This window comes from Microbacterium marinilacus, from assembly GCF_019753765.1.
Lineage (GTDB): Bacteria > Actinomycetota > Actinomycetes > Actinomycetales > Microbacteriaceae > Microbacterium > Microbacterium marinilacus.
In genome coordinates this window covers 423,217-441,333 of sequence record NZ_JAIJZW010000001.1, presented here as the reverse complement: position 1 = coordinate 441,333, position 18,117 = coordinate 423,217, and the positions used below count along the sequence as shown (strand labels likewise).

General features: G+C 71.2%; 14 protein-coding genes. 7 read left to right on the top strand and 7 right to left on the bottom strand.

Translation table 11 applies throughout. From position 1 onward, the window contains the following. Positions 1-10 precede the first annotated feature (10 nt). From K5S26_RS01980 to K5S26_RS01970, 3 genes are all read right to left on the bottom strand, one after another. Complete coding sequence (locus tag K5S26_RS01980) at positions 11-1,441, bottom strand: rhamnulokinase (protein WP_221855475.1); 1,431 nt, start codon at positions 1,439-1,441, stop codon at positions 11-13. Between the two features lie 112 nt (positions 1,442-1,553). Continuing rightward, positions 1,554-3,590, bottom strand: coding sequence for a bifunctional aldolase/short-chain dehydrogenase (locus tag K5S26_RS01975; protein WP_221855473.1), 2,037 nt, complete (start codon positions 3,588-3,590; stop codon positions 1,554-1,556). 95 nt (positions 3,591-3,685) lie between these two features. Next, positions 3,686-4,450, bottom strand: a complete 765-nt coding sequence (locus K5S26_RS01970) for a DeoR/GlpR family DNA-binding transcription regulator (protein WP_221855471.1) — start codon at positions 4,448-4,450, stop codon at positions 3,686-3,688. Between the two features lie 78 nt (positions 4,451-4,528). On the opposite strand from K5S26_RS01970, the gene K5S26_RS01965 reads away from it, so the two are divergent. The 6 genes from K5S26_RS01965 to K5S26_RS01940 all read left to right on the top strand — a co-directional run bounded on the left by K5S26_RS01965 (position 4,529) and on the right by K5S26_RS01940 (position 11,594). Continuing rightward, positions 4,529-5,278 carry a DeoR/GlpR family DNA-binding transcription regulator gene (locus tag K5S26_RS01965; protein WP_221855470.1) on the top strand — a complete coding sequence of 250 codons (750 nt, stop codon included), beginning with the start codon at positions 4,529-4,531 and terminating at the stop codon, positions 5,276-5,278. 170 nt (positions 5,279-5,448) lie between these two features. After that, positions 5,449-6,972, top strand: a complete 1,524-nt coding sequence (locus K5S26_RS01960; protein ID WP_221855469.1) for a sugar ABC transporter ATP-binding protein — start codon at positions 5,449-5,451, stop codon at positions 6,970-6,972. Further along, positions 6,969-7,973, top strand: a complete 1,005-nt coding sequence (locus K5S26_RS01955) for an ABC transporter permease (protein WP_221855468.1) — start codon at positions 6,969-6,971, stop codon at positions 7,971-7,973. The genes K5S26_RS01960 and K5S26_RS01955 overlap by 4 nt, the downstream gene beginning before the upstream one ends. Before the next feature lie 60 nt (positions 7,974-8,033). After that, positions 8,034-9,032 (top strand): sugar ABC transporter substrate-binding protein, encoded by a 999-nt coding sequence (locus K5S26_RS01950; protein WP_221855467.1) that lies wholly within the window; start codon positions 8,034-8,036, stop codon positions 9,030-9,032. 94 nt (positions 9,033-9,126) lie between these two features. Continuing rightward, on the top strand, positions 9,127-10,182 hold the full coding sequence (locus K5S26_RS01945) for a 2-hydroxyacid dehydrogenase (protein WP_221855466.1): 1,056 nt from the start codon (positions 9,127-9,129) through the stop codon (positions 10,180-10,182). After that, positions 10,179-11,594, top strand: coding sequence for a xylulokinase (locus K5S26_RS01940; RefSeq protein WP_221855465.1), 1,416 nt, complete (start codon positions 10,179-10,181; stop codon positions 11,592-11,594). Before K5S26_RS01945 ends, K5S26_RS01940 begins: the two co-directional genes overlap by 4 nt. 133 nt (positions 11,595-11,727) lie before the next feature. Here the strand turns inward: K5S26_RS01940 and K5S26_RS01935 are convergent, their stop codons facing one another. The 4 genes from K5S26_RS01935 to K5S26_RS01920 form a co-directional block, all read right to left on the bottom strand. Continuing rightward, complete coding sequence (locus K5S26_RS01935) at positions 11,728-13,047, bottom strand: MFS transporter (protein ID WP_221855464.1); 1,320 nt, start codon at positions 13,045-13,047, stop codon at positions 11,728-11,730. A 4-nt stretch (positions 13,048-13,051) separates the two neighbouring features. Then, positions 13,052-14,218, bottom strand: coding sequence for an L-rhamnose isomerase (gene rhaI, locus K5S26_RS01930; protein ID WP_221855463.1), 1,167 nt, complete (start codon positions 14,216-14,218; stop codon positions 13,052-13,054). Between the two features lie 61 nt (positions 14,219-14,279). Continuing rightward, a complete protein-coding gene (locus tag K5S26_RS01925; RefSeq protein ID WP_221855462.1) occupies positions 14,280-14,630 on the bottom strand; it encodes an L-rhamnose mutarotase in 351 nt (116 codons plus the stop codon). A 76-nt stretch (positions 14,631-14,706) separates the two neighbouring features. Beyond that, a complete protein-coding gene (locus K5S26_RS01920) occupies positions 14,707-15,309 on the bottom strand; it encodes a TetR/AcrR family transcriptional regulator (protein ID WP_221855460.1) in 603 nt (200 codons plus the stop codon). A 142-nt stretch (positions 15,310-15,451) separates the two neighbouring features. Here K5S26_RS01920 and K5S26_RS01915 point away from each other — a divergent pair, with 142 nt between their 5' ends. Further along, entirely contained in the window at positions 15,452-18,106 is a 2,655-nt protein-coding gene (locus K5S26_RS01915; RefSeq protein WP_221855458.1) for an alpha-L-rhamnosidase, read from the top strand. Positions 18,107-18,117 lie beyond the last annotated feature (11 nt).

Here is an 18,117-nt window from a genome sequence, read left to right as displayed (position 1 = left end):
ACCGCCGGGCTCACCGGCGCGGAACGTGTCGACGCGGCTCGAACGCCGCCGCGACGGCCGCGCGCAGCGCGTCGAGGTCGCCGGTGACGAGGCCCGCCGCGCGCGCCTGCACGAGGAGGTTGCCGATCGCCGTCGCCTCGACGGGGCCGGCCAGCACCTCGAGCCCGGAACGATCGGCCAGCCGCTGGCAGAGCAGCTCGTTGAGCGCTCCGCCGCCCACGACGTGGATCGTCTCGACCGGCACGCCGGACAGCTCCGACGCCGTCGCCACCGCGCGGGCGAACGCCTCCGCGAGGCTCTCGACGATCGATCGGGCGAACTCCGCCCGCGACGCCGGGACCGGCTGGCCCCGCTCGCGCAGCCATGCGGCGATCCGTTCGGGCATGCCGCCGGGCGGCATGAACACCGGGTCGTTGGCGTCGAAGACGCCGACCGGCCCTTCGACCGCCGCCGCCTGCGCGAGCAGGTCCGGCAGGTCGATGCTGTCGCCCGACTCGCTCTCCCAGGCGCGCACCGACTCGCTCAGCAGCCACAGCCCCATGACGTTGTGCAGGAACCGCACCCGGCCGTCGACGCCGCCCTCGTTCGTGAAGTTCGCCTCCCGCGCGGCGTCGGTGAGCACCGGCCTCTCGGTCTCGACGCCGACGAGGCCCCACGTGCCGCAGGAGATGTAGGCGGCGCGGTCGGCGCGCATGGGCACGGCGACCACCGCGGACGCGGTGTCGTGCGAGCCCACCGCCACCACGGGCGTTCGGCCGCCGGTGTCCTGCGCACCGAGCTCCTGCAGAACGTGCGGCAGCAGCTCGCCGACCTCCGCGCCCGGGTCAACCAGCGGAGGCAGGATCGACGCGCTCACGCCGATCCGCCCGGCGAGGTCCACGTCCCACTCTCGGGTGCGCACGTCGAGCAGCCCGGTCGTGGAGGCGTTCGTGCGCTCGGCGACACGCTGCCCGGTGAGCAGCCAGCCGACGAGGTCGGGGATCAGCAGCATCCCGTCCGCGAGCCCCAGCGCGTCGCCCTCGGCCGCGAGCTGGTAGAGCGTGTTGAACGGCAGGAACTGCAGGCCGTTGCGCCGGTACAGCTCGGCGAACGGCGCCTCCGCGTGCACCCGTTCGACGCCGGCCGCGGTGCGCTCGTCCCGGTAGTGGTAGGGCACGCCGAGCATGCGGTCGCCCCGCGTGAGCGCGTAGTCGACGGCCCAGGAGTCCACCCCGATCGAGGCCAGACGCGGCTCGGCACGGAACGCCGTCCGCAGCCCGTCGAGAGCCCCGCGGTACAGGCCCAGCAGGTCCCAGTGCAGGCCGTCCGGCGTGCGGACGGGCGTGTTCGCGAAGCGACCGACGGTCTCCATCCCGATCCGGCCGCCGTCGAACCTGCCGACGATGACCCGACCGCTGGTCGCCCCGAGGTCGACGGCGGCGACGGAGCCGACGCCGCTCATCCGCTCCTCCGCGCACGACGCAGGAGCGGACCCGCCGAACCCCCGCGGCACGCCGTCACGGGACCCACGGCATCCTGCGTTGCGCGCCCGCCGGACGCCGGCCGCCGGCGGCTCATCGCAGGAACGCCTGTGCGACGCCGGAGTCGACGGGGATGTGCAGACCGGTGGTGCGGCTGAGCTCCGGGCCGGTCAGCACGTACACCGCGTCGGCGACGTTCTCGGGCACGACCTCGCGCTTGAGGATCGTGCGGTTCGCGTAGAACTGGCCGAGCTCCTCCTCCTTGATCCCGTAGGTCGCGGCGCGGTTGGCGCCCCACCCGGAGGCGAAGATGCCGGAGCCGCGCACGACGCCGTCGGGGTTGATGCCGTTGACGCGCACGCCGTGCTCGCCGAGCTCGACCGCGAGCAGACGCACCTGGTGGGCCTGGTCGGCCTTCGTCGCCGAGTAGGCGATGTTGTTCGGGCCGGCGAACACGCTGTTCTTGGACGAGATGTAGACGATGTCGCCGCCCAGCCCCTGCTGGATCAGCGCACGCGCGGCGGCCTTCGAGACGAGGAAGGACCCCTTGGCCATGACGTCGTGCTGCAGGTCCCAGTCCTTCTCGGTCGTCTCCAGCAGCGGCTTCGACAGCGACAGGCCCGCGTTGTTCACGACGAGGTCGATGCCGCCGAAGGCGAGCAGGGTCGCGTCGATCGCTGCCTGCACGCCGTCGGCGTCGGCGACGTTGGCGGCGACGCCGATCGCGACGTCGGTGCCGCCGAGCTCGGCGGCGGCGGCCTGGGCCTTCTCGAGGTCGAGGTCGGCGACCACGACGCAGGCGCCCTCGGCGGCCAGGCGCGTCGCGATGGCCTTGCCGATGCCGCTGGCGGCGCCCGTGACGAACGCGATGCGCCCCTGGTGGGTCTTGGGCTTCGGCATCCGCTGCAGCTTGGCCTCTTCGAGGGCCCAGTACTCGATGCGGAACTTCTCCGACTCGGCGATCGGCGTGTAGGTCGACAGCGCCTCCGCGCCGCGCATCACGTTGATCGCGTTGACGTAGAACTCCCCCGCGACGCGGGCGGTCTGCTTGTTGGCGCCGTACGAGAACATGCCGACGCCGGGAACGAGGACGATCAGCGGGTCGGCGCCGCGGATCGCGGGGCTGTCGTCGGTCGCGTAGCGCTCGTAGTACGCCGTGTAGTCGGCGCGGTACTGCTCGTGCAGCTCCGTGAGACGTGCGATCTGCTCGTCGGCCGACGCCGTGGCGGGCAGGTCGAGGATCAGCGGCTTCACCTTGGTGCGCAGGAAGTGGTCGGGGCAGCTCGTGCCGAGCTCGGCAAGCGCGGGCGCCTTCTCGGAGGCGAGGAAGTCGAGCACCACGTCGCTGTCGGTGAAGTGGCCGGCCATCGGCCTGTCGTGCGAGGCGATGCCGCGGATGGTCGCGGCGAGCGCGGCGGCCCGCGACCGGCGCTCGGCCTCGGGCAGCGCCTCGTAGCCGGCGCGCACCGCCCCGAACGGCTGAGCGGCGCCGTTCTCGTCGATGTAGCGCTGGGCGGTCTCGATGATCCACAGCGAGTTGCGCTCGGACTCCTCGCTGGTCTCGCCCCAGGCGGTGATGCCGTGGCCGCCGAGGATCGTGCCCACGGCCTGCGGGTTCGCCCGCTTGATCTCGGCGATGTCGAGGCCGAGCTGGAAGCCCGGGCGGCGCCAGGGCACCCAGACGACCTTGTCGCCGAAGATCTTGCGGGTCAGCTCTTCGCCGTCGGCCGCGGTCGCGATCGCGATGCCGCTGTCGGGGTGCAGGTGGTCGACGTGCGCGGCGTCGACGAGGCCGTGCATGGCCGTGTCGATGGAGGGCGCGGCGCCGCCCTTGCCGTGGAGCGTGTAGTCGAATGCGGCGACCATCTCGTCCTCGCGGTCGATGCCCGGGTAGACGTCGACGAGCGCGCGCATCCGGTCGAGGCGGAGCGCTGCCAGCCCCTTCTCGGTCAGCGTGCCGAGGTCGCCGCCCGAGCCCTTGACCCACAGCAGCTCGACCGGCTCGCCCGTGACGGGGTCGATGTCGGTGCCCTTCGCGGACGTGTTGCCGCCGGCGTAGTTCGTGTTCCTCGGGTCGGCCCCGAGGCGGTTGCTGCGCGAGATGAGGGCGGCGGCGGTGGGGTTGGTCATGGAGTCTCCCTGACGTGACGCAGCACAGACGGCCGGATGCCGTGATGTGATTTTATGTGAAATCTAACATTAGTCGACAAGAAGTGGAAGAGGCATCAGAGGATCTGCCGGCCCGACCTGCGGAACGGGGCGAGCGCCTCGTCGTCCGGATCGAGCTCGGTGATCAGGACGGAGTAGTCGGCCGACTCCAGCGCCCGCGCCACGGACCTGCGGCCGAGCTTGCTCGAGTCCGCGCACAGGACGACCGTGGTGGCGTTCGCCGCCATCGCGAGCTTCGGCTCGGCCTCCTCCGGCGACACCTCGGAGGTGCCATCCTCGGCGTCCAGCCCGTCCGCCGAGGCGAAGAAGACGTCGAAGTAGATCGAGCCCAGGCTGCGCCGGGCGATCGGGCCGACGAAGCTGCCGGTGGTCGGCTCGGCCGATCCCCCGGAGAGCACGGCGCTGACCCCGTCCACCCGGTGCAGGATCTGGAACGTCTCGACGGAGTTCGTGTAGACGGCGAGCCCGCCTCGAGGGCCGATCATCGAGGCGAGCATGCTGATCGTGGTCGACGCGTCCAGCGCGATCGTGCCGGAGTGCGGGACGAGGCGCAGGGCCTTCTCCGCGATCGCGCGCTTAGCGGAGGCGCGGATCGCGCGACGGGCGTCGAAGGGACGGGCGCGCGGCGACGCGGTGGCCCCGCCCCGCACGCGACGGATGAGACCCTCGGCCTCGAGCTCGAGCAGGTCGCGGCGGATGGTCATGCTCGAGACGCCGAACCGCTCGGCGGCCGCCTCGATCATGACGCCCTCGGGCGCGCCCGCGAGTTCGACCAGCTCTTCGCGACGACGCTGAGCGTCGAGGTTGCCCGTGAGACCCATGAGAGGAAATCTATCCAGAGCGCGAGACCCACCGATGTGAGATCGTGTGAGATATGGCGATCTTCGTATACTGACCGTGTGAAGTCCCTGGCGGCGGAAGAGCGGTGGAACTGGCTTCTTGCGCGCCTCAAGGAGTCGAAGGCGATCTCTCTCACGGATGCCGCGCAGTCGCTCGGCGTCAGCGAGATGACCGTGCGCCGCGACTTCACCGCGATGGAGGAGCGCGGGATCGCCCGCCGGGTGCGGGGCGGCGCCGTGTACAGCGGACCAGTGAGCTTCCACGGCCGAGAGCGTTCGCACGCGGAGGAGAAGTCGCTGATCGCGGCGAAGCTGCTGCCGCTCGTGCCGGCGAGCGGCGTCATCGCCATGGACTCCTCGACCACGATGAACCGGCTCGCGCAGGAGATCGTGGGGACCGACGACCTCACGGTGGTGACGAACGGCCTCTCCACCTTCCAGGTACTGCAGGACAGGCCGGGAGTGACGGCGATCCTCACGGGCGGGGCGGCCGACCGCCGATCGGATTCACTCGTCGGCCCCGTGGCCACGGCGTTCCTGGAGAGCATGCGGTTCACCAGCTTCTTCGCCTCCGCCGCGGCCGTCGACGACCGCGCCTGCTACGAGGACACCCTGGAGGAGGCCGAGCTCAAGCGGGCCTTCGCGCGCTCGTCGGCGCACATCGTGATCGGGGTGCACGCCGAGAAGCTCGACGGCACGGCCACGGCCGCCTCCGTGCCGCTCGCCAGGGTCGCCGCCCTCGCGACCGAGCTGGATGCCGGCTCTCCCGAGCTCGCGCCGTACGCGCTCGCGGTTCCGACGCTCCTCTGAGCGGCGTCGATCCGGACGTCGCGACGTCGACGCCCCCTCGCGTGGTTGTTTTCACACACCAGTTGACACGATCTAACTTTATCGAACATTCTTGATCCGAACCAATCGGCACGAAGGAGTGTTCATATGGCCGCGCGGAGCCCGAATCCGACCCACACCGTGGTCACCCGATGAGCGTCAGGGAAGACGCTCTCCCCGAGAGCTCGCCGATCGACGTCACGCTGTCGGACATCACGAAGCTCTATCCCGGCGTCACCGCGCTCGGCGGGGTCTCGCTCGACCTCCGCGCCGGCGAGGTCCACGCCATCGTCGGCGAGAACGGCGCAGGCAAGTCGACGCTCATCAAGGTGCTCGCCGGGGCCGTCGAGCCCAGCGCCGGCTCGATCGTCGTCGACGGCGAGTCCCACGACAGGCTCACCCCCGCGCTCGCGCAGGACCTCGGCATCGCCGTGATCTACCAGGAGTTCACGCTCGTGCCCACCCTCAACGCGGCGGAGAACGTCTTCCTCGGGCACTATCTGCTGCGCGGTCCGGTGCTCGACCGCAAGCGCATGTATGCGAAGGCGGAGCAGCTGTTCGCCCGCCTCGGCGTGACCATCGACCCGCGCGAGCTCGTCGGCGACCTCACCACCGGCTATCAGCAGATCGTCGAGATCGCGAAGGCCCTGTCGCGCAACGCGCGGCTGCTCATCATGGACGAGCCCTCGGCCCCGCTCACCGCCGCCGAGGTCGAGGCCATGTACAAGGTGGTCGACGCCCTGCGCGCCGAAGGGATGACGATCGTCTACATCTCGCACCGCATGGAGGAGATCTTCCGACTCTCCGACCGGGTGTCCGTCCTGCGCGACGGCCGTCACATCGCCACGAAGCAGACCTCCGAGACCACCCGGCGCGAGCTCATCGGCCTCATGGTCGGCCGCGAGCTGACCGAGGGGTACCCCACGAGGGACTTCGAGCCGGGCGAGGTCACGCTGCGCGTCGACGGCGTCTCCGGCAACGGCGTGCGCGGCATCCGCTTCGAGGCGAGGGCGGGAGAGATCCTCGGCTTCGCGGGGCTCATCGGCGCAGGGCGCACCGAGCTCATGGAGCTGCTGTTCGGCGCGAAGCGCATCGAGGCGGGCGAGGTGACGCTGCATGGACGCTCGGTCGTCTCGCGCTCGCCGATCCAGGCGATCGGCAACCGCATCGCGCTGGTGCCGGAGGACCGCAAGCGCCACGGCCTGGTGCTTCCCTTCAGCATCGCGGAGAACATCACGCTGCCGCTGCTGAAGAAGAGGCTGTCGCGCGGCACCGTCGTCTCGCCGAAGGCCGAGCGCGACCTCACCGCCGCGTACATGGCCGACCTGCGCATCAAAGCGCCGAGCGGCGCCGAGATCGTCGGCAACCTCAGCGGCGGCAACCAGCAGAAGGTCGTGCTCGCGAAGTGGCTCGCGACCGACCCCGAGGTGCTGATCTTCGACGAGCCGACCCGCGGCATCGACGTCGGAGCCCGGGCCGAGATCTACCTGATCATGAACCGGCTCGCGGCGGCGGGCAAGACGATCCTGATGATCTCGTCCGACATGGAGGAGCTGATCGGCATGTCCGACCGCGTCGTCGTGCTCCGAGAAGGCAACCAGGAGGGGATCCTCCGCAAGACCGAGATCACCCAGGAGACCGTCATGGCCCTGGCCGCGCAAGGAGAGCCCGAATGAAAATCGCACTGCCCAGGATCAAGGACATCGGCATCGTCCTGGTGCTCGTCGTCCTCATCATCGCGTTCAGCCTGCTGACCCCGAACTTCCTGGATCCGAGCAACATCTTCAACATCGCGCGCCAGGTGGCGACGCTCGGCATCGTCGCGGTCGGCTTCTCGTTCGTGCTGATCACCGGTGGCATCGATCTGTCGGTCGGCTACCAGATCTCCCTCAACGTGGTCGTCACCGGGACGCTCATGGCCCAGGTCGGCCTCCCCTGGTACGTGGCATGTCTCGCCGCCCTCGCGCTGGGCACGCTGATCGGTGTCGTCAACGGCCTCATCATCACCCTCACCGGCGTCGCGCCCCTCATCGTGACCCTGTCGATGATGATGATGCTCAACGGACTGAGCTATCTGATCTCCAAGGGGCTGCCGATCTTCGGGTTCCCGGCGGAGTTCTCGCTGCTCGGCCAGGGCGCGGTGTTCGGCATCATCCCCATCTCGCTGTTCTTCCTCATCGCGGTCTGGGGCGTCGGCCTCTTCATCCTCAACAAGACGTACATCGGTCGCTACTTCTACGCGATCGGCAACAACGTCGAGGCGGCGCGGCTCTCGGGCGTGAACACCCGGCGCACCCTGATCCTCGTCTACGCGCTGTGCGGCTTCTTCACGGCGATCGGCGCGATCCTGCTCCTCTCTCGGCTCAACTCGGCCCAGTCCGCCACCGGCGCCGGGTTCGAGTTCAGCGTGCTGACCGCGTGCGTGCTCGGCGGCATCAGCGTGATGGGCGGGCGAGGTCGTCTGTTCGGCGCGTTCATCGGCGTCCTCATCGTCGGCGTCCTCGACAACGGGCTCGTGCTGATCAACGTGAGCGAGTACGTGCAGCTCCTCATCAAGGGCGCCATCCTCCTCATCGCCGTGATCTACGACGCGATGTCGAAGAGCTCCTCCGGGCGGCGCAAGCAGATCGGCGGCGTGCCGATCACCGTGCCGACCGTGCCCGCCCCCACCTCCTGACATCCCTCCGGCGGTCGCACCAAGGACGGGCGACCGCACCCGACACAGTAAGGAACCACCATGAACAAGCTCGGCAAGATCGCCGCGGCCGCCGGCGTCGTCGCTGCGCTGCTGCTCTCCGGCTGCAGCGCCGTCTCCCCCACCGGTCCGGGCGGCGGCGACGCCGTCTCGACGGAAGGCGACCGGAGCGTCGGCATCACGTTCTCCGACCTGAGCAACCCCGTGTGGGCCGAGCTCGTGCAGGAGGCGGAGTCGTACGGCGCGGACGAGGGCCTCAGCGTCACGTACGTCGACGCCCGCAACGACGCCGCCGCGCAGGTGACCCAGATCGAGAACTTCATCCAGCAGGGCGTCTCGACGATCATCATCTGCGCGGTCGACGCCAACGCCCTCGTCAACGTCACCAAGAAGGCGCAGGACGCCGGCATCAAGGTCGTCGGCTACACGCAGGTGCTCGAGAACTACGACGCCCAGTACCTGGTCGACGCCTACAACACCGGCTACGCGAACGGGGAGGCGGCCGCCACCTGGATCAACGACAACTTCGACGCTGACGAGACCGTGCAGTGGGCGCTGATGGACCTGCCCCGCTTCCCCGAGATCATCGACCGGGCGAACGGCATCAAGGAGGCCATCGCCGAGCTCGCGCCCAACGCCGAGCTCGTCGCGACGGCCCCGGCGCTGACCGCCGAGGACGGCGTCGCGAACGCGGAGAACTTCCTGCAGGCCAACCCCGACCTCAAGGTCATCGCCACGATCGGCGGCGGCGGCGCCGTCGGCGGCAACGAGGGCGTGAAGTCCGCGGGCATCACCGACTTCGACTCGTTCGGCCTGTTCGGCATCGACGCGACCGAGAACGAGATCCAGAACATCATCAACGGCGACCCGCAGAAGACGTCGATCAGCCTCGGCGGCGGCAAGGCCCACGGCCGCGCCCTGGTCGACATCACGGTCGACCTGCTCGCAGGCGAGGACGTGGAGAAGGACCAGTACATGCCGATCGAGGTCATCGACAGCTCCAACGCACAGGACTACTACGACGAGATCTACGGCGGCTGACGCTGCGGTGGCCATCCGCACGAGCGGGTGGCCACCCCGTCGTCCCCCATGAATGCCGCGGCACCCGCCGCGACGGAAAAGGACCTGCACCATCATGATCCGAGTGCTCGCCGCGGGCGACCGCTTCATCCGCGCCTCTCTCTTCCGGGCAGAGCTCGAGCAGGCCCTGCCCGAGGGCATCGAGGTCGTCGAGACCGAGTTCGGCTGGCCCGACGTCCCGTTCGGACGGGTGGCCGAGGTGGACGAGGCCTCGGGCACGGAGGACGAGCTCATCGACGCCCTGCGGGGCTCGACCGCGATCGTCACCCAGCTCGCGCCGCTCACCGAACGGGTGATGGATGCCGTGCCCGAGCTGCGGTTCATCGGCGTCTCGCGCGGCGGGCCCACCAACGTCAACGTCGAGGCGGCGCGTCGGCGCGGCATCCAGGTCGCGAACGTGCCGGGACGCAACGGCGTCGCCACCGCCGAGATGACGATCGGCCTGTCGCTCGCCCTGATGCGCCGCATCCCGCTGGCCCAGGCGAGCATGATGGCGGCGACCTGGCGCGGCGACCTCTATCGCTCGGACGCCGTCGGCCGCGAGGTCGCGGGCTCCGTGATCGGCCTGCTCGGGGCGGGCGCCGTCGGCTCCCACGTCGCGAAGACCTTCGCGGCGATGGGCGCGCACGTGCTGGTGTTCGATCCGTATCTCCCCGCCGGGCGCCTGGATGCGAGCATCGAGCAGGTGGCGACCGCCGACGAGGTCTTCCGCCGCAGCGACCTCTTGTCGGTGCACGCCCGCCTGACGCCCGAGACCGCCCGCATGGTGAATACCGATACGCTCGCGCTCATGAAGCCGGGCGCCCTCCTCGTCAACGCCGCCCGCGGCGGGCTGGTCGACTACGACGCCGTCGCCGCCTCGATCGAGGCCGGCCGACTCGGCGGCGCCGCCTTCGACGTCTATCCGGAGGAGCCGGTCGACTTCGGCCACGCCCTGTTCCGCCTCGCGAAGGACGGCCGCGACGTGGTCGTCACCCCGCACATCGCGGGTGCCAGCCAGGAGACCGCGGTCCGCGCGGCGCGCGGCGTCGCCGAGGAGCTGCGTCGCTTCCTGCGCGGCGAGCCGGCGATGAGCCCGCTCACCGACGGCGCCCGAGCGGCGCAGCCGTGAGAACAGCGCTCCTGGGCATCGACGCGGGCACGAGCTCGGTCAAGGTCGTCGCGATCGATCTCGAAGGGCACCGCATCGCCGACCGCTCGGTGGCGTATCCGACGAAGACCGACGGCGCCGGCGCCGAGCAGGACGCGACCCTCTGGTGGCAGGCGCTGGGCACCGCGCTCGCGGCCGTCGTGCCCGGTCTCGACGTGCTCGCGGTCGCCGTGACCTCGCAGGCGCCGACGCTCGTCCCCGTCGACGCCGCCGGGCAGCCGACGGGGCCGGCGCTCACCTGGCTCGATCGCCGTGCCGCGGACGAGGCCGCCGGGATCGCCGCGATCGTGCCGGGCTCCCGGAACGGCGCCGACCCCTTCTTCGGCACGGCGAAGCTGCTGTGGCTGGCCGAGCATCGCGCGGAGTCGCTCGACCGGGCCGATGCGGTGCTGTCCGCCAACGGCTTCCTCGTGCGGCGTCTGTCCGGGGCGTCGGTTCTCGACGACACGACCGCGTCCCTCATGCAGGGCTTCGACGAGGAGTCGGCGGACTTCCCGGCGGCGCTGCGCGACGCGGTCCCCGCGCTGTCGCTGCTGCCGACGCTGGTGCGACCCGGCGACGTCGTCGGCGCGGTGACCCGCGCGGCGTCCGCGGAGACCGGGCTCCCCGTCGGGACGCCGGTCGTCGCGGGAGGCATCGACGCGATCGGCTCGGCGCTCGAGGCCGGACTGCTCGCCCCGGGGGACCCGCTCGTCGACATGACCGGGTTCTCCAGCGTGACAATGCTCGCCGTGCCGCGCGGTGCGACGGTGCCCGGCTTCATCCATTCCCGCCACTGCGTGCCCGACGTCGACCTGCTCATCACGGCTCAGGTCACCGCCGGCGCCACGATCGACTGGGTCAACGGCCTCGACCCCGCCCACGACCTCCGCGCGGCCGACCGCATCCTCGCCCGCCCCCGCCCCGGTCGCGTGACCATGGTCCCGAGTCTCGCCGGAGAGCGCACGCCGACATGGAACGCCTCGGCCCGCGGCGTCCTCGCCGGCATCGACCTGTCGACCGACGGCACCGACCTCATGCTGGCGGCGATGGAGGGCAACGCGCTCGCCCTCGCCCGAGACGTGGACGCCATGCGCACAGCCGGCTTCACGATCGATCGCCTCATCAGCACCGGAGGCGGCGCATCCTCCGACGCCTGGTTGCAGATCAAGGCCGATGTCCTCGGGATCCCCGTGTTCCGGCCGGCGAGCGGACACGGCGCCGCGCAAGGCGCGGCGATGCTCGCCGGTGTCGCGACCGGGCGGATCGACACGTTCGCGTCGCTGCGCGGCACGTCGTCGTCCATCGAGGCCGAGTTCCGACCCGACCCCCGCACGCACGAGGCCTACGCCGCCGCCCGCATCCGCTTCGAGGAGCTCGTCGTCGTGAGCTGACGGCGACCGCTCGGGAGGAGAGCCGGGTCGGTCCGCGCCGTGCAGGCCGCTCGCGTCGTCCGCGGACGAACGGCGGACGGGGCCGGCGCACGCGCGCCGGCCCCGTCCGATCCCGCGGGTGAGGGTCCGCGGATCAGAGGTTCGCGGGCACCTCGGTCGCGGGCGGCACCCGGCCCCCGTATCGCTCGTGCTCGATCTCCTCGAGGGTGCGCCCCTCGGTCTTCGGCGCCCAGATGGTGCCGATGAGCATGGCGGCGACCAGAAGGCCGAGGATGATCAGCCCGAGCACCGCGAGGCCGGTGCTGTCGAGCAGGATCGGGAAGACCAGGCTGAGCAGGCCCACCATGACGCGCGCCAGCATGAACAGCATGCCCTGGGCGCTCGCGCGGTAGCGCGTGGCGAACAGCTCGGCCGTCCAGAGCCCGTAGAACGCCTGCGCGCCGACACCCGCCGAGATGCCCCACGCGATCGCGAAGAACAGGGCCGTGCCGAGGCCGGCCGGGCCGTAGATCATGACGACCCAGGCGATGACTCCCAGCAGCGCTCCGCCGAAGTACAGCCAGCGACGGCTGACGCGGTCGCCGTATCGCATGAAGCCGAAGTAGGTCGCGAGCGCGGTCAAGGACCACAGCAGCACCTGCAGCAGGTTCTGCTCGGTCGCGTCGGTGAGACCCGCGGCTTCGTACACGCGCGGCTGGAAGATGCCCGCCTGCCCGGCCACCGTGTTCCACAGGCCGTAGACGCCGAGGAGGAACAGCAGCGCCGTCCAGTTCTTCGGCTCCTTGAGCAGCCCGACGATCCCGGAGAAGAACGACGGACGCGCGCCCGTGGCGGCCGCGGCCTCGCGGTCCTCCTTCCAGCGACGGGACTCGGGCAGCCCGCGCCGCACCCACCAGGTGATGGCGGCGATGACGAAGAGGTGGGCGAAGATCAGGCGCGATCCGACGAGCCCCAACGGCTCGACCAGCACGGCCAGCAGGAAGCCCACCGCGGGACCGACCGACCACGCGAGCTGCGCGGTGCCGACGTGCGCCGCACGGTGCTCCGTCGGCGCCTCCTCGGCGATGTACGTCCACGCGGCGGGCACGCCGGCGCCGACCGCGATGCCCATCAGGATCACGCCCGCCAGGAGCACGCCGACGTTGCCGGAGAAGGTCACGAGCAGCGCGCCGACCATGAACACGATGAGGTCGTACGTGTAGATGAACTTGCGCCCGTAGCGGTCGCACAGCGGGCCGCCGATCGCGGCGCCGATGGCCGAGCCGAAGGCGTTGGCCGACAGCGCGGCGATCACGCCGACGATGCCGCTGTCGAAGCCGAAGGCCTCCTGCCACAGCGTCAGGCTGGTGGCGAGGGCGATGATGGCGCCCGCCTCGATGTAGTTGGACATGGCGACGGCGATCGTCGCCTTCCAGGCGCTGAGAGTGCGCCTCTGCGTCGTCTGGCTGCTCATCGGGTCAGGCACCCCATCCTGCCTGCGTGCCGCCGACGCGCTCCGACGCGATCCGCGCCTGGTAGCCCGACTCGAGCTGGGCCCGCATCGGATCGGCGGGCAGGCCGCGTCCCTCGCGCCACTCGGCGAGGGCGGGGCGGACGTCGGTGTAGAAGGCGTCCATGAACACGGCGTTGGCGGCGAGGACGTCGCCCGAGGTCTGGGCGGCGCGCAGCGCGTCGGCGTCGACCAGCAGCGCGCGGGCGGTCATCTCCTGCACGTTGAGCACCGAGCGGATCTGGCCGAGGATCTTGTCCTCGACGTTGTGGCACTGGTCGAGCATGAACGCCACGTCGGGGTTGTTCAGGCCGCCCCCGCGGATCACCTCGAAGACGATCCGGAAGAGCTGGAACGGGTCGGCGGCTCCCACGATCAGGTCGTCGTCGGCGTAGAAGCGCGAGTTGAAGTCGAACGAGCCGAGCTTCCCGAGGCGCAGCAGCTGCATCACGATGAACTCGATGTTCGTGCCGGGCGCGTGGTGGCCGGTGTCGAGGCAGACCATCGCGCGGTCGCCGAGGGCGCTCACCTGGGCGTAGGAGGTGCCCCAGTCCGGGACGTCCGTGTGGTAGAAAGCCGGCTCGAAGAACTTGTACTCGAGGACGAGGCGCTGCTCGCCCGACAGACGCTCGTAGATCTTCGCGAGCGACTCGTGGAGGCGGTCCTGGCGGCCGCGCAGGTCGGCCTGGCCGGGGTAGTTGGATCCCTCGGCGAGCCAGATCTTGAGGTCGCGCGAGCCGGTCGCGTCCATCACGTCGATGCACGCGAGGTGGTGGTCGATCGCCTTCCGGCGCACCTGCGGATCCTCGTGTGTCAGGGCGCCGAACTTGTAGTCGTCGTCCTGGAAGGTGTTGGAGTTGACCGTTCCGAGGCTCACGCCGAGGTCCTCGGCGTGAGCGCGCAGGGTCCCGAAGTCGTCGACGAGGTCCCACGGGATGTGCAGCGCGACCGACGGGGCGAGCCCGGTGAGCTCGTTCACGCGCGCGGCGTCGGCGATCTTCTCGAACGGATCGCGGGGGGTGCCGGGCGTGCCGAACACCTTGAAGCGGGTGCCGGAGTTGCCGAACGCCCAGGAGGGCAGCTCGATCGCCTGCTTCTCGAGGGCGGACAGGACGTCTGCTGACAGGATGCTCACGGTGAGGCCTTTCTCACAGCGGGGCGGCGTGCCCCGGTCGGTGCGGTCGGTGCGAAGCGGATCAGGACGCCGCGCGGGCGGCGGCGAGCTGGGTCTCCAGGTGGAAGACCTCGGGATGGGTCTGCGCGGCCTGGTCGGGCCGGCCGTCGAGGCCGATGAAGAACGGGGCCATGGACGCCTCCCAGCGGGCGGCGACCTCCGAGCGGGCGAGGTAGGCCTGAGAGGCCGCGTCGTCGTCGGTCTCGTAGGTCCCGACCAGCAGGCCGTCGCCGAGGTGGAAGATCGAGTACCCGCGTCGGCCCGAGGCGGCGATCTCCTCCAGCATCTCGGGCCAGATCGGATCGTGGCGCTCGAGGTACCCGTCGAGCGATTCGGGCTTCACGCGCAGGGTGAAGCACACGCGCTGGCTCATCGTCGACTCCTCCTCGGGTGTGGAATGAATCGTTTCATATGACTCGCGACTCCGCAACACCGCCCCCCGCACGACCTCAGAGCGGGACGACGACCTGACGCTGCAGGTGCGCACGCACGCGCGCGGCCATGTCGAACGCTCCGCCGGACAGCAGCCACTGCACCTGCAGCCCGTCCATGAGCGCCGTCACATCGCGGGCGGCCTCCGCCGGCTCGGCGGCTTCGGCGGCGAGCTCGCCGGCGGCGCCCGCGTCTCGGAAGGCGGTCTCGAGCATCCCCAGGACCGACGCGTAGCGGTCGACGAAGTAGGCGTGCGCAGGGTGATCCGCGCCCGTCGCCTCGGCGGACAGGGTGCAGTGCAGCTCGACCAGGCCCGGCACCGTCTGGTTGTACGCGGTCAGCTCGACGAGACCCCGGAGCAGCTCGACGCCCTTCCGCGTCTCGGCGTCGAGGAAGTCGCGCGACAGGTCGTCGCGCCTCTCGAGGATCGCCGCGAGCAGCGCCGCCTTGGAGTCGAAGTGGTGCAGCAGACCGCTCATGCTGATGCCGACCTCGTCCGCGATCCGCTGGATCGAGCCGGCCCGGTAGCCGTGCGACGCGAAGACGCGGACGCCCGCCTCGAGGATGCGGCGTCGCCGCTCCTCTCCCTTGGCATACCTGCCTCGCACCGCGGTGGACATGAGGTCGACCGTATCGCGGAGCCGTCCCGGCGGAGGAAATGAAACGTTCCACGAAAACAGTGCAGCTACTCTGTTTTCGTGCTAGCGTCGGCGCCGCACCATCGCCGGCGGAGCCGCCGGCTCTCACCGCTGGAGGACGCAGATGTCGCTTGCACACCCACGGATCGCCACGCTGCGCGTGGGCGGTCGCGGCGCCCCGCGTCATGTCGCCGACGCCGCGCCGCGCGTCACCTGGACCGTCGAGACGACCGCCCCCGGGTGGCTGCAGGCCTCCGCGTCGCTCGAGCTGCGGCGCCCCGACGGCCGCATCGAGCACGCCGAGCTGCCGGACGGGCGCAGCGCGCTGGTGGCATGGCCCTTCTCGCCGCTCGGCGCCTACGACGCGGCGCAGCTGCGTGTGACGGTCACCGGGCAGGACGGCGAGCGCATCGGTCCGAGCGGGTGGCTGTCCGTCGAGACCGGCCCGCTGTCCGGGGCCGACTGGCACGCCCCCTTCATCGCCGCCGCCGACGACCTCTCGGACGGCGAAGACGCGGACGTCTCCGTCGCCCGTGGCGCGAGCGGGCCCGACGTGCGCGCCGACCTCCTGGAGGAGGACGCCGACCGCCGCGTGAGCCGCTTCCGACGCGAGTTCGCCGTCCCGTCGCCGATCGTCCGCGCCCTGCTCTCGTACACGGCGCACGGCATCGTCGAGATGCTGATCGACGGGCACGTCGTCGTCGACGACCAGCTCGCCCCGGGCTGGACCTCGTACGCGGACCGCCTGCTTTTCCGCACCGTCGACGTGACGGACCGCCTGGGCGCCGGCGAGCACGTGCTCGGAGCGCAGGTCGGGCCGGGCTGGCACGCCGAGCACTTCGGCTTCGACGGCGACTTCCGCCGCACATGGCACGGCAGACGCGCCCTGAGCGCGCAGCTGCGCCTCGAGTACGCGGACGGCAGGCACGAGACCCTCGTCACCGACGACCGCTGGGACGCGACGATCGCCGGCCCCACCCGGTTCGCCAGCATCTACCAGGGCGAGCGCTACGACGCACGGCTCGCGGACGACGGCCTGCAGCCGGGCGCGGCCCTTCCGGCGGCGAGCCGGGCGGTCGTGGTCGGGGCAGATCCCTCCCGCCTGCGGCCGGCCGGGCTGCCTCCCGTGCGGGTCACCGAGACCCGCACGGTGGAAGCGGTGATCCCCGACGCGTCGGGTGCGCCGATCCTCGACTTCGGACAGAACCTCGTCGGCCGGCTGCGACTGCGCCTTCGCGGTGCGGCCGGCACCGAGGTCGCGATCCGTCATGCGGAGGTGCTCGAGGACGGGCGTCTGGGCGTCCGACCGCTGCGCTTCGCCGCCGCGACCGACCGGTACGTCCTGCGGGGCGACCCGGACGGCGAGGAGTGGGCTCCGCGTTTCACGTTCCACGGCTTCCGCTACGCGCAGATCACGGGCCTCGACGCGGATTCCGTCGACGCCGTCGCCGAGGTCCTCCACACGGATCTGCAGCGGACGGGCTGGCTCGCCACCGGCGTGCCCGCCCTCGACCGGCTGCACGAGAACGTCGTGTGGGGCGCGCGGGGCAACTTCGTGTCGATCCCGACGGACTGCCCGCAACGCGACGAGCGGCTCGGCTGGACCGGCGACATCCAGGTCTTCGCCCCCACGGCCGGCTACCTCTTCGACACGAACGCGTTCCTGTCCTCGTGGCTCGAGGACCTCGCCGCCGACCAGGCCCGCATCGGCGGCGTCGGGCCGCTGTACGTGCCGCTGATCGATCAGGACCTCTTCCCTCCGACGCCGATCGCCGCCTGGGGCGATGCGGCGACCATCGTCCCGTGGTCGATGTGGCAGCAGTTCGCCGACGACGCCACCGTGGAGCGCCAGTACGAGAGCATGCGCGCGTGGGTCGATGTGGTGCACGAGCAGGCCCCCGACGGCCTCTGGGAGGAGGGCATGCAGCTCGGCGACTGGCTCGATCCGTCCGCCCCGCCGGACCGCCCCTTCGAGGCGCAGACCGATCCTCACCTCGTCGCCACGGCCTACCTCTTCCACTCGGCCTCGCTCGTCGCCGAGGCCGCGGTGCTCCTGGGACGCTCGGAGGACGCGTCGGCATACGGTGAGCTGGCCGCCCGCGTGCGCGACGCGTTCCTCGACCGGTACGTCGACGGCGAGGGACGGATGACCTCCGACAGCCAGACCGCCTACGCCCTCGCGATCGTCTTCGGCCTGCTGCCGGACGGGCTGGTGCCGGCGGCCGGACACCGGCTGGCGGCGATCGTCGAGCGGGGTGCGCACCGCATCGGCACCGGGTTCGTCGGGACCCCGATCGTCTGCGACGCCCTGACGCTGTCGGGCCACCGCGCCACCGCACAGCGCATGCTGCAGACCGATGAGGCGCCGAGCTGGCTGTACCCCGTGTCCATGGGCGCGACGACCGTCTGGGAGCGCTGGGACTCGATGCTGCCCGACGGGACGATCAACCCCGGCGACATGACGTCCTTCAACCACTACGCGCTCGGAGCGGTCGCCGACTGGCTGCACCGCGACGTCGGCGGCATCGCGCCGCTCGCCCCCGGTTACCGCCGGGTGCTCGTACGGCCCCGCGCGGGCCTCACCTCGGCCGCCTCGGCGCGCTACGACTCCGTGCACGGCACGTTCCGAGTCGAGTGGGAGGCGATCGAGCCCGCTGCCGGCGAGCTGAGCGCTCTGCGCGCGACCGTCACCGTGCCGCCCAACACCACCGCCGTGATCGACCTGCCGGGGTCCGACCCCGTCGAGGTCGGGTCCGGCACCCATCGCTTCGGCGCCTGACGCGCCGCCGC

Coding starts and splice junctions, on each gene's coding strand:
- K5S26_RS01980 (WP_221855475.1), bottom strand. CDS start 1,441: ATGAGCGGCGTCGGCTCCGTCGCCGCCGTCGACCTCGGGGCGACCAGC.
- K5S26_RS01975 (WP_221855473.1), bottom strand. CDS start 3,590: ATGACCAACCCCACCGCCGCCGCCCTCATCTCGCGCAGCAACCGCCTC.
- K5S26_RS01970 (WP_221855471.1), bottom strand. CDS start 4,450: ATGGGTCTCACGGGCAACCTCGACGCTCAGCGTCGTCGCGAAGAGCTG.
- K5S26_RS01960 (WP_221855469.1), top strand. CDS start 5,449: ATGAGCGTCAGGGAAGACGCTCTCCCCGAGAGCTCGCCGATCGACGTC.
- K5S26_RS01955 (WP_221855468.1), top strand. CDS start 6,969: ATGAAAATCGCACTGCCCAGGATCAAGGACATCGGCATCGTCCTGGTG.
- K5S26_RS01950 (WP_221855467.1), top strand. CDS start 8,034: ATGAACAAGCTCGGCAAGATCGCCGCGGCCGCCGGCGTCGTCGCTGCG.
- K5S26_RS01945 (WP_221855466.1), top strand. CDS start 9,127: ATGATCCGAGTGCTCGCCGCGGGCGACCGCTTCATCCGCGCCTCTCTC.
- K5S26_RS01935 (WP_221855464.1), bottom strand. CDS start 13,047: ATGAGCAGCCAGACGACGCAGAGGCGCACTCTCAGCGCCTGGAAGGCG.
- K5S26_RS01925 (WP_221855462.1), bottom strand. CDS start 14,630: ATGAGCCAGCGCGTGTGCTTCACCCTGCGCGTGAAGCCCGAATCGCTC.
- K5S26_RS01920 (WP_221855460.1), bottom strand. CDS start 15,309: ATGTCCACCGCGGTGCGAGGCAGGTATGCCAAGGGAGAGGAGCGGCGA.
- K5S26_RS01915 (WP_221855458.1), top strand. CDS start 15,452: ATGTCGCTTGCACACCCACGGATCGCCACGCTGCGCGTGGGCGGTCGC.